Origin of the sequence: Rhizorhabdus sp. (assembly GCF_018006725.1) — a bacterium.
Taxonomy (GTDB): domain Bacteria; phylum Pseudomonadota; class Alphaproteobacteria; order Sphingomonadales; family Sphingomonadaceae; genus Rhizorhabdus.
This window is the reverse complement of sequence record NZ_JAGMXV010000159.1, coordinates 1-11,473: the sequence shown is the minus strand read 5'-3', so window position 1 is coordinate 11,473 and position 11,473 is coordinate 1. Positions and strand designations below refer to the sequence as shown.

The 11,473-nt window shown below is 63.2% G+C and carries 9 protein-coding genes and 1 pseudogene; 2 read left to right on the top strand and 8 right to left on the bottom strand.

The window, feature by feature from the left end:
• Positions 1–1,079, bottom strand: a 1,079-nt coding sequence (locus tag KAY22_RS18805; protein ID WP_296624819.1) for a ParB/RepB/Spo0J family partition protein, incomplete at its 3' end; no start/stop codon positions are given.
• A 263-nt stretch (positions 1,080–1,342) separates the two neighbouring features.
• On the opposite strand from KAY22_RS18805, the pseudogene KAY22_RS18800 reads away from it, so the two are divergent.
• Positions 1,343–1,873, top strand: a pseudogene (locus KAY22_RS18800) (methylase); the annotation flags it as partial.
• On the opposite strand, the gene KAY22_RS18795 reads toward KAY22_RS18800, so the two are convergent.
• The 6 genes from KAY22_RS18795 to KAY22_RS18770 all read right to left on the bottom strand — a co-directional run bounded on the left by KAY22_RS18795 (position 1,870) and on the right by KAY22_RS18770 (position 9,949).
• Complete coding sequence (locus tag KAY22_RS18795; RefSeq protein ID WP_051743976.1) at positions 1,870–2,913, bottom strand: tyrosine-type recombinase/integrase; 1,044 nt, start codon at positions 2,911–2,913, stop codon at positions 1,870–1,872. The pseudogene KAY22_RS18800 and the gene KAY22_RS18795 overlap by 4 nt on opposite strands.
• A complete protein-coding gene (locus tag KAY22_RS18790) occupies positions 2,910–3,824 on the bottom strand; it encodes a tyrosine-type recombinase/integrase (protein ID WP_066766044.1) in 915 nt (304 codons plus the stop codon). Before KAY22_RS18790 ends, KAY22_RS18795 begins: the two co-directional genes overlap by 4 nt.
• The gene (locus tag KAY22_RS18785; RefSeq protein WP_296624818.1) at positions 3,821–5,365 is read right to left on the bottom strand and encodes a tyrosine-type recombinase/integrase; all 1,545 of its coding nucleotides are present in this window, start codon (positions 5,363–5,365) and stop codon (positions 3,821–3,823) included. Before KAY22_RS18785 ends, KAY22_RS18790 begins: the two co-directional genes overlap by 4 nt.
• A gap of 32 nt (positions 5,366–5,397) precedes the next feature.
• The gene (locus KAY22_RS18780; RefSeq protein ID WP_366514109.1) at positions 5,398–7,965 is read right to left on the bottom strand and encodes a strawberry notch-like NTP hydrolase domain-containing protein; all 2,568 of its coding nucleotides are present in this window, start codon (positions 7,963–7,965) and stop codon (positions 5,398–5,400) included.
• A gap of 58 nt (positions 7,966–8,023) precedes the next feature.
• On the bottom strand, positions 8,024–8,863 hold the full coding sequence (locus KAY22_RS18775; protein ID WP_170170687.1) for a toprim domain-containing protein: 840 nt from the start codon (positions 8,861–8,863) through the stop codon (positions 8,024–8,026).
• A 456-nt stretch (positions 8,864–9,319) separates the two neighbouring features.
• Entirely contained in the window at positions 9,320–9,949 is a 630-nt protein-coding gene (locus tag KAY22_RS18770) for a ParA family protein (protein ID WP_029623217.1), read from the bottom strand.
• A gap of 222 nt (positions 9,950–10,171) precedes the next feature.
• Here KAY22_RS18770 and KAY22_RS27980 point away from each other — a divergent pair, with 222 nt between their 5' ends.
• Positions 10,172–11,089: a lytic transglycosylase domain-containing protein gene (locus tag KAY22_RS27980; RefSeq protein WP_339328550.1), complete on the top strand. Its 918-nt coding sequence runs from the start codon at positions 10,172–10,174 to the stop codon at positions 11,087–11,089.
• Here KAY22_RS27980 and KAY22_RS18760 read toward each other — a convergent pair.
• Positions 11,056–11,331, bottom strand: a complete 276-nt coding sequence (locus KAY22_RS18760; RefSeq protein WP_132884039.1) for a hypothetical protein — start codon at positions 11,329–11,331, stop codon at positions 11,056–11,058. The two genes, KAY22_RS27980 and KAY22_RS18760, sit on opposite strands and share 34 nt — an antisense overlap.
• Positions 11,332–11,473: the final 142 nt, after the last annotated feature.

The window sequence follows — 11,473 nt, the reverse complement described above, 5'->3', positions numbered from 1 at the left end:
GTGCCGACCTGTGCCTTCATCTCGTCGGGCAGGACCGGGGGCTTGGAATGGAGCTCCTGATACTCGGTCTGCAGGGTGTCGAACTCGTGCTCGAGAGCGGCGTACGCGGCCTCCTCGATGTCCTCGTCGGCCATCTCCTCCTCAAGGACCGCGACGCGCTCCTCGATCGCGTCCGAACGGGCCTGCTCGGTCTCGCTGAGCGCAGCCGGCGATAGCGGGACGCGGTGGAGGTCCGCGGTCGCGCCGTACAGGTTGGTGGTCGCGATCGGCCGGATCCAGGCAAGCCCCTGTTCCTCGCCGATGCGCTTGGCCTCGGCCTCCATGATCGCGCCCGCGAGCGTCTGAGCGAGCTCGGGATCGGACCAGCGATCCCCATCCTCGCTGAACAGCTCGCGCTCGATGCGACCGCCCGCGGCGACGTAGGCGTCGGCACCGACCAGGACCGCGACGGGGTCCGTGGCCTTCATGGTGTCGTTGGCGATCGCGCGCCGGATCTGGTCGGCGTTGATGTACGGGCTGTGGCTGTACTGCGCGAACACGCGCTCCTGCTTGGCGCGATCCTCGGTCGAGCCGTAGGCCTTCGCCATGTCGAGCGTCATCTCGCCGTTGGCGAGGGCCTCGAAGATCGGTTCGGCGAGGTTGGCGAGACGCAACCGGCCCTCGATGAAGCGGCGGGTCTGGCCGAAGCGCTTGGCGACCGCGTCGATGTCGCCGTCCGACTTCAGGAAGTGCTGGAACGCACGGCATTCCTCGGCCGGCGTCATCACCTCGCGCTGGAAGTTCTCGGTCAGCGAGACCTCGCGCAGGTCGTTGTCGTCGCCGTTCACGATCTTGACCGGCACGTCGTAGTCAGCCGCGACGATCTCACCGGCTTCGGCCAGCATCATCGCGCCGAGGAAGCGGCGCTCGCCGGCGATCACCTCGAACATGCCGCGCGGCTTGCAGGGCGTGACCAGCAGGTTCTGGAGGATGCCGCGCGCGCTGATGCTCGCGGCCATGGCCGGGATGTTCTTGGGCGGAGTGGTCCGCACGTTCTTCTCGGACTGCTTCAGCTTCGCGAGCTTGACGGTCTGGGTCATCTTCATTCTCCTGAGCGTGTGAAGGTGCCCGGCGAAGTCCCTCGCCGAACACCTTCTCGCTCCCCCTCCCCTTCTCGTTCCGGTCCCGGGTGGTTCAGGCGTCTTGTGCCGCCATCAGGCGGGCGAGGATCTCCGAGGCACCTTCGGTGGGGCAGAAGACCCGCGTGCGGTAAGAGATGATCTCCGCGAAGCACCCGATGGACTTGAGCCAGGGTAGTTGCGCTGCGGGCGCGCCCACGATCTCGATGCGGGGCTTGCCGTTGAGGGCGCTCAGCTTCGCCGGGGTCGAATACGAGATCCTGCGCCACGAGCTGACGGCCGACCAGATCGAGGTTTACGACACCTATGCGGACGCGTGGAGCATCATCCACCGCAACATGGAGCAGGCGCTCGAACTGACCGGGGTCGTCGATGCCGGAGGCGATACGCTGAACTCCGGCGCCAAGGCGGCCGCACGCTCCCGCTTCGAAAGCTGCAAGCAGCGCTTCTTCGGCGCAGTCCTCCTCTCATGCAAGCTCCCGACCGTGATCGCCGCGGTCCGGCAGCACCTACAGGCGGGCCAGTCCGTCGTGCTGCAGCTGGTCAGCACCGCGGAGGCGATCCTCGATCGACGCTTGGGCGAACTCTCGCCGGACGAACGCGCCGAACTCGACCTGGACCTGTCCCCGCGCGAGTTCCTGTTATCTGGATCTCCAGATAACACCGCTTCTTTGCAGTCGAGATTTATGTCGAGCGGTTCGCGCGCAGGCGCGGATTTACGGGATGAAGACATCGGTTTTACTCCAGATAATTAAGGTGACTGGATGCCAGGCGCGCTACGGCCCCGGGGCGATGCTCGTTTTCGAACGTCGTTGAGCATCATGATCAGCGGATCCGCTGGCGGCCTGAAGCGGCCTGGCTTGACCAATGGCGACCCATGCGCAGCGAGGATTTGCAGCTTTTCCTCGGGGTCGGCCCGCAGATAGGCTTCCGTGCTCTGGATACTGGCATGCCCAAGCCAGAGCGCCACTTTGCGGATGTCGCCGGTCGCAGCGAGCGTGTGCATCGCGCAGGAATGCCGGAGCACGTGGGGCGTGACCCGCTTGCGCAGCAGCGACGGCTGCTTCTTCGCCGCCGTGGCTACATGCTTGGCGAGCCTGAACGCAAATCCGTCGCGCGTCATCGGCTCGCCATGAGCGTTCAGAAATATCTCCATCGCCTGACATTGCGGGCGAACAGCAAGCCAGGCCCGAAGACTTGCCTGTGTCTCGCGCCAGAGAGGGAGGATGCGTTCGCGCCGCCCCTTGCCGATGATGTGGACCGTTGCGAGCGAGCGTTCCGGAAAGTCTTGCATCTGTAGCGACAACAACTCGGCGACCCGCAGACCGCCAGCGTAGGCGAGGTGCAACATGGCGCGATCCCGGGTGCCCAGGCGAGACTGAGGATCGGGTGCATCGAGCAGCGCGGTGATCTCGTCCCGCGTCAGATAGTCGATCAGGGTCGTGTCGGTCCGCTTTGTCGGCACGGCACGTACACGCAGCGCGAGATCGAGGCAGGCTGGGACGCGATACTCGACGTAACGGAAGAACGCCCGGATCGCCGCAAGCCTGGCATTGCGGGTTCTGGGACTGTTCTTCCTTGCCTCCTCCGAATGGTCGAGAAACGCCATGATCAGCGCGGGATCGAAATCCTCAATCGTCAAGTCGGTGGGGCGCCGCTTCAGGTGGTTGGCTGCGAACCGGACCAGAAGCGCGAAGCAGTTCGCGTAGGTCGTCACCGTATGTGGGCTGACGTTGCGTTCGCGAGGCAGATGTTCGCGCAGGAACGCAGCGAGATGGGTGGCGAGCGCGGTCATGCCGCGCCTCCTCGGAAAAGCTGCTCACCTGCTGCGGCGATGTCACGAAGGAGGACCGGTGTTGCTTCGAGATACCAGTATGTGTTGGCTACATCCGTATGGCCAAGATAGGTGCTGAGCGCTGCTAAGTGATGCCGGATCGCCTCCCGATCGTGCTGGCAGGACTCCAGCGACCGAACGGCGAAGGTGTGCCTCAGGTCGTGGACGCGAATGCCCTTGGTTCCGGTCGGACCGCGGAAACCCAGCTTACGAGCCAATCTGACGAAGACGATGTGAACGACCGTCTGGTGTGGCGCCCGGCCTCTCGTGGTGACGAACAGATCATCGCCGCGGGCGTTCAGCCTTCTGCGAATGCTGAGATACGTATCGAGCGCCTCTCGCGTTGATGGCTGGATCGGCAGGAGGCGTTGCTTGCCAAATTTGCCGTTCCGGATAACGAGGCCGTCGTCGACCACATCATTACACTGGAGTGCGAGCGCCTCGGATATCCGCACGCCGGTCGTCGCCAGCAGGCCGAATAGGTAGTGGTAAGTATGCGGGCTGATCTTGCCTTTGGGCGGAAGATCAAGGGCGGCCTGCATGATCGCTCTGAGTTGTTCGGGCTCGATGATATGTGGTGTCGGGCGGCGTCGCTTCCCTCTTCCGAAGACGCCTGCTGGCGGCACCTGATGCTGCTGATCCTCGGCATGGGCATAGAGGCAGAAGCGGCGGAGGTGGTCGAACCTGTCCCGGGCCACGTTCTGGGAACTGGCCGATCGGCACCAATCGTAGATCCGCTCGACTTTGATGTGCCGATCGCCGAGGTCGTTGGCATAGCTGGCAAAGAGACGGAGCCACCGTTCCTGCGCGTCAAACTTGCGGCCGAAACTGCGATGTAACGCGACATAGCGTTCGATCTGAGCGTTCATCATGCAGCGTCTCCCGGCCAATCCTGAGCGACCTTGAGCAGCATCGGGACGTCGACCTTGGCGTAGATGGCGGTGGTCGCCGGGGAACGGTGGCGCAGGATCGTGCCGACCGATTCAAGGCCGGCGCCGGCGCGCAGCATCCGTGTTGCCAGCGAATGCCGGAAGGTATGGGCACCCGTCGGCACGCCCTCGATGGCGCCCCGATGGAATACACGCGCTACGATGCCTGCGATCTCGGCCGACGAGTTGAACGGCCGGAATGGAGGTTGCACCCGAACGAACAACCGCTCCTCGTCTATCGGTGGGCGGGCCCGCTCGATATAGTCGAGGATCGCATCCCCTACATCCTGGGGCAGCGGCAGGCGATCGGGCCGCCTGCTCTTGCCGCAAACCCTCAGACATCCTTCGTTCCAGTCGATATCCGCTAGACGGAGCTGCCAAATGTCACCGGCTCGCAGGCCGAGCCTGGCAAGTAGAAGGATGATGGCCTTGTCACGAATCTCGACCGCAGTATCGGTTTTGCAGGACGCAATGATCCCCTCGACCGTCGCCTCGTCCATATAACGTGGCAGGGTGCCGAGCCGATAGCGCCTGATGGGCGGAAAGGCATGTTGCAACGCCGCGTCACACTCCCCGCGTGAGACAAGAAAGCGCACATAGCTCCGTATGATGCCGGCGACGGTCGGTGCAGAACCGGGCACCTCGGTGATGCGGTGGCTAACGATTCTTCTGATGGTAGCCGCGTCCAGATCCGATGGAGGACCGAGCAACAAATACCAGCGCTTCACTTCGTCGCTGTAACGACGGATCGTCGCAGCCGAACTGCCGCAATGGGCCTTCAGCCAAGCCTTATAGGCTGTCAGATCCTCGTCTTCATACGGTTGGCTCTCTGCCTGCGGAAGTATCTGCCGGTCGCGCAAAAATCCAAGGAAGCGTCGCGCGCCCTTACTGCGGCGTAACGGACCGTGATGGCCGATCAGCGTTCCGCGCTTGCGGTAAACCGGGCAACGACAGCTGTGGCCAGCATACAAGGCAACATGCTTATCAGTGACATCCTGCCAGCGCAGGCGAGAAACGCGCACCCACGCGGCAAAGTGCGCTGCCTCCGAACGGTAGCTCTTGATGCTCGCCGCGCTGTAATGCTCCTGCACGAGGAATGTCGCGTAATCCGCCAACGCCGTGTCCAGATGATCGATATCATCGGGCACGGCGACCATACCCCGGTCCTCCAGGAAGCGAACAAACCGCCGAACCTTGCTGGTGAACTTCGGACGGTTGGGCTCATGGCGGGAAAAACCCCGACAGCGACACCGATGCTTCTCGAAGCGGCGGACGACAGCGTCATCAACAATCGAGACCGCGATGCCCTGCTGATTGATCCAGTACAGGAAATGGCGAGCGGCCGTTTTGTAAAGCCCCGCTGCAACTGCCGCAGTCCCCAGAAGAGAAGAGTGGAAGGCGGTGGATAGAGTATCTGGGGTGGGAGTGTCTCCCGTCCAGGGCTTGGGCCGTCCGTATGAAACGACCGTTTTTGGCGACGTCATAGATCCTCCAGCTTGTTGGGGCTGGGGACACCTTAATTATCTGGAGTAAAATCGATGTCTTCATCCCGTAAATCCGCGCCTGCGTGCGAACCGCTCGACATAAATCTCGACTGCAAAGAATTCCTGTTATCTGGATCTCCAGATAACACGGCCTCGCGCGGGGAGAGATCGATGTCGAGGTCCGCGCGCTCGTCGGGCGAGAGTTCGCCAAGCCGGCGATCGAGGATCGCCTCGGCGGTGCTGACCAGCTGCAGTACGACCGACTGATCGGCCGCCAGATGCTGCTCGATCGCGGCGATGACGGTCGGGAGCTTCGCCGATAGGAGGAGCGCCCCGAAAAACCGCTGCTTGCAGCTTTCGAACCGCGAGCGCGCCGCGGCCTTCGCGCCCGAGTTGAGCGTCTTGCCCTCGTTGCTGTCGACGACGCCGGTGAGTTCGAGCGCCTTTTCGAGACCGCGATGGATGATCGCCCAGGCATCGGCATAGGTGTCGTACACCGCGATCTGTTCAGGCGTCAGCTCGTGGCGCAGGATGTCATATTCGACGCCGGCGAAGCTCAGCGCGCGCGCGGTGTAGAGGCCGGTCGCCTTGAGGTCGCGCGCGACCAGTTCCATCGCCGCGATCCCGCCCTGCCGGATCTGGGTGATGAACGCCTCGCGGTTGGCAAAAGCCGTCTCCGGCCCCCACAGACCGAGACGCACGGCATAGGCGAGGTTGTTCACCTCCGACGCGCCGGTCGCCGAGGCGTAGAGCACGCGCGCGTCTGGCAGGTGGTTCTGGAGGAGTACGCCGGCGATGCCCTGCTGGGAGCCCTTCTTGGTGCCCATCGACCCTTCGCCACCCGCGACGCCGCCCATTTCATGCGCTTCGTCGAACGCGATGACGCCGTCGAAGTCGGCACCCGCCCAGGCGATGATCTGATCGAGCCGGGTGGCGTCGCCGCGGTTGGAGCGCAGCGTCGGATAGGTCACGAACAGGACGCCCTCGTCCATCGTGACGGGCTCGTCGATCTTCCAGCGCGACAGCGGCTGCACGTCGGCCGCGAGACCGCCGAGCGCGGTCCAGTCGCGGATCGCATCGGCATGGAGCGCCTCGTTCTTGCTGATCCAGATGTTCTTGCGGCGACCCGCCAGCCAGTTGTCGAGGATGACGGCCGCGACCTGCCGCCCCTTCCCTGCCCCGGTGCCGTCGCCCAGGAAATAGCCCTTGCGGTACGCGCGTCCGTCCTCGGACAGTACCAGCCCCACCCCCTCCTTGTCGGGCTTGCTGAGGCCAGGAATATACTGGGTCCAGGCATGGCCGGCATAGACGACGGTCTCGAGTTGCGAGGAGGACAACAGCCGTTCCGTGACGGTGCGTTCCGGCAGCGAAGGAACATGGACGGGGATCGGCGCGGGGATCGAGCCCATCGCGATCGATTCAACCAGCGCGGTCGGATGCTCGCCGGCAGCGTCGAACACGATACGGCTCGGCCGATAGGGCAGATAGACACCGGACTGCTCGGCGAGCGGCGCCGGCGTCTCGAGCACCTGGTAGCCGACCGGCAGAACCTCGTTCCTCGCGGGAGCGCGGAAGATGCGCGGGGTGGTAGCGGGCTTCGACCTGACGCTGCGCAGGAGCGACAGCCCCCCGCCCCGCTTGACCGGCGTCGGGGTGGCGGTCTCCGGGATCAGATCCTGACGGGACGGGATGACCAGCGCGTCGACCAGGTCGCTGACATCGCGGCGCTGCACCGTGACCGTCGTCGTATCACCCACCGTCTTGTCGATGACATAGAGGCGCACCGCGACCCCCGTCCCGTGCTTGCCATAGGCATGGGTCAGCCGGATCGATGTTCGGAGCGCGACGCTGGCGAGCGTCGTCGACCAGATTGCGCCCATACGCGCCGAGTTGAAGAACCAGTCGGGCATGATCGCGACGACGCGCCCGCCAGGGCGGACCCGCTTGATCGCCGCCTGCAGATGGCGGACCGCCGCGAGCGCGTCGGCACCGCGGCCGAGCGAGCGCGAGAACGGCGGGTTCATCAGGATGAGGCTGGGACGAGGCGCGGACGCCATGACGCTCGCGATCTGCGCGCCGTCGTGGCCGGTAACGCTGGCTTTCGGGAAAGTGGCGGACAGCCGCGCGCGGCGCGCGGGATCGATCTCGTTGAGCTGAAGCGCCGCGATCGGCGGGAGGCCCGCGACCAGGAGACCGTTACCGGCGCTCGGTTCGAGCACGATGTCATCGGCCCGAACCGCCGCGAGCATCACCGCGATTGTGGCGAGATCGAGCGGCGTCGAGAATTGCTGCCAGTCGATCTGCTCCTCGCCGCGCACGGTCTGGGTAGGAAGGCGCGCCATAAGCCCGATCGCGGCGTCGACCGCCGGCGTGGTGCCTGCTGCGCATACCGCCAGCGCGGTCGCATGCTCCAGCACCTCGAAACTCTCGCGCTGGGTCCAGTGACCATCGGCGTCGGTGCCGCCATAGGCGCGGATCATCGCGTCATTGAGCATCGCGCGCGTGATCTTCGGCTCACTGGCGATCGCCGGGATCAGCAGGCGAGCGGCGGCGGTAGCGTGGTCGGTGCGCGCGGGCGCAGGGTCGAACAGGTCGCTCATGGAGGTCTCCGGGTCTGTGGCTGCTCGTGCAGCTCACGACCCCGACCCCCCTTCCCTCTCAGGCTCCGGGTTTCACGACGTCGGCCCAGTCGCCATAACGTGAGGGTGGCGGCATCCGCTTCAGCGTCAGCCCGCGCGGCCGATAGGCGGCCCACGCCTTGCGTCGTGCGCGTCGGCCCTCGAAGTCATTGTCCTCGGCGAAGATCAGCGTGGTGACGCTATCGGGGATGTGGACACGGTCGAGCCGCGCCGCGCCGAGCGTCGCCCAGCACGGGATGCCGTGGATCTGGGTGAAGGCGGCCGAGGTCTCGAACCCCTCACCCAGCGCCAATGTGTCGGTGACGCGCATGCCCTGCCAGGTCGCACCTCCCGGCGTGCCGAGCGTAGCCTTGTCGAGATAGCCGCCATGCGCGAGGTCGAGGAAGATGCGCTGGATCGAGCGCAGCGTGCGCCCCTCCCGCGCCGCGATCAGCAGCGCCGGGAGGAACCGCGTATGCGGTTTCGGTCCCCACGGACAGCGCGGGTGGTAGCTCAGGTCGTCGAAGGCGCCGGTGATGCCGCGAAAGCGGAGATAGGCTTCCGCGGGCGTTCCGGCGATCGGCAACCCCTCGTTCCACAGCCGTTCGACGTTGGCGGGTCTGCCGGCACGCTGTTCAGCGGGTGGGTCATAGGTGCGTCCGGGTCTGATGCGGGCGATCTCGCGGAGTACGTCCTCGGCAGCGCAACCGGCGAAGCAGTGAACGAGGATGCCGTCATGGCCCTGCCGGATCGAGAGGCTGGGGTCGCTGTCGGCGTGGGCCGGGCAACGGCACATGGCGTTGTAGCCGTGCCAGGTGCCGCCGAGGGCGCCGACGATGTCCACGATGGTCTGGGTGGGTTTTAGCGCAACGAGGGGCATGACCGATCCTTTCTCGCTGCCTCTGACCCCCTTCTCTCCCGTCCTAGGTGACTCAGTAGCTGCTGGCTAGCAGCTAGCGGAAGATCACCGTGTTAGCAGTTAGACCTCCGCTATCTAGCGTTGAGATGGCTGGTATCTAGCGGCTAGCTACCTTTGAGCTAGCAGATTCTCATAAGCGTCGAGTGCCTTCTCGAGCACTTCTGTAAGAAGCAGACCCTCACGTTGAGCTATTTCGCGGATTCGATTGTCCCATTCGGGTGTGACCCTAGTCGCAAACTGTTGAGTGCGGTTAGTCTTGCGCGAACTGCGGGCGTCAATGCGGGTTGCGGTTACCAGCGGTGCAGCCGGAGGGGCGGGGGCTACTTCGGGTGCATCCAAATTCTGGCTCGCCTCACTGATTGGTGGAGGTGAACCCAAACGAGTAGCCTTCTTTAGCTTCGAGATATCGGCCATCATTCACCCCGCTACTTTGTCGATTAGGGATTGGATCAGAGTATCAGCCCGCTGGTTAAGGCCGGAGAATTTGGTTTCGGTAATTGACAGGCCTTGGTTCTGCGCTTGCCGGTATGCTGGTCGTTCCACGATCGAACCGTCGAGGACATTATACCCCGCTTCGGTCAAATACGCCCGCGCGTCATTTTCTTCAGCCGAAGTTCCAATGCGGTTGAGCGCAAAAACGAGCCGTCCAGTCGGGATACCCTCCTTAACAAGGGCATGGTATTCGCGGACGGCAGGCCTGAGATCGTCCAAGGATGCGCCGGTGGGTTGAACCACGAGTGACGATGACCGTGCAATTTCAAGTGTAGCTTTGCTGGTCCGAGCGGGGCCGTCGATGATAAGCAGATCGAAGCCGTCTGCAGCGGCCAGGGCCTGAGACGCGGTTTTGAATGCCTCAACCGACACAATCGGCTCGATGGAGATGCCAAGGCGTGCTCGGTGCCAATCGACCGAAGTGCCCTGTTGAGTATCGAGATCGGCGATTTTAACCCGCAGTTCGCCTGCCGCCGCCTCGCGAGCAAGGGCTCTTGCCAAGGTGCTTTTTCCTACACCGCCTTTTTGTGAGACGAATGCTACGACAGCAGCCATGACCGATCCTGTGATAGTTCGAACGACTGGATAGCTAGCCGCTCTCTAGCAGTTTGGCAACCGCTACCTATGTGGTAGCTAGCTGATACCCATCCAGCAGATATCTGTGATCTAGCTGCTACCCACGGGGGTTTGCCTGACCTAGTCTGGATTAAGCGCTGGGAGATAGTGGAATTTTTTTCCACGTTGTGCGGTTGTTCGAAACATGATGTTCAATGATCGATGAACACGCGATCGAACTCGAGCTTATGCGTAGTGGGTAGTGTTATGGCACTGCTATGGGCGCAAACATCGGCAGCTAAGCAGGCCGAGGTAATGACATTTGATGGGCAGGCAGTTGAAGCCGTCATCGATGTGGGCCCGAGAACGCGGGGTATGCGAACAGACGGAACGCCGCCAGTACCAAGCATGGAAGCCGTTTTAGGCAATGACTTCAGATCATTCGGCAGCCCCGTAATGGAACCCCAAGAGGAGGCAATAAGCACGTCGCATATATCGGTGCCCCTTTGGATGCAGACTGGCCAGGTTTCGGGGGGAGCTCGCCGGGCGGCGATGTCCGATATGGCAAGTTATCTCTACACCCCACAGGCTTGCTCAATCACACCCTACCGTCCACGCGGCGATTTTCCAGGCTGGCTCGAAGCTCGGCGGGCTCAATATTACCCTTTGATCCAGGCCGTGGCGTGCGAAGCTGGTGTGCCAGTCGGGCTTTTCGATGCACTGGTGGCCCAGGAAAGCCGCTATGACCCATTGATCGTATCACCGAAGGGCGCCGTTGGCCTTACCCAATTGATGCCCGGTACAGCGCGTGGACTTGGAGTTTTCAATTCGAGAGATCCGTTGTCGAACCTGAGGGGAGGGGCCAGATACCTCCGCGCGCATCTGGATGAGTTCAAGCGGGTCGATCTAGCCTTGGCCGCATACAATGCAGGTCCAGGACGCGTTCGATCGATGCGCCGTATTCCGCCGTTTCGCGAGACGATGGACTATGTCACAGCGATCACTCGAGGGTGGAGCACCGGATCGTTCAGGACAGCATCGATTCAGACCGCCGGTTTGGCAGTGGATCGACAGGAATTCCGGGGCAGGGGGGTCCAGTTACTCGCTTACACATCTACAAGAGTATCGAACCCGAGGTAGTGCGCGTAATAGATCGCAATTCCGAGGATCGCCGGCGCGCCGAGCAGATAGTTGATCTGCCAACGTATCCATAACCGGGGTGCAACGAGTACCTTGTCGAGGACGGTCGCGGTGGGGAGCTTACTGGTTCCCGTACGATAATCGTGGGCGGTCTTTATCATCGCAAGGACAGCGCACATCGCCACCATGACGCCGACCGCGGCATAGAGTGAAAGCCAGGCCTGAAGTGTCGCTTGGGGCATGCCGACCACCTAGCAGGGGGCGTTTGCGGGAGGGGGCGGAATCCTACGCCAAGCTCGCCCAGATAGCCGGCGCGAGATCTTACTTGTTGCTGCCTTCTACGGTCGCGCCAGAAAGGCGACGGCTCAGTTCTATCCGGCGATG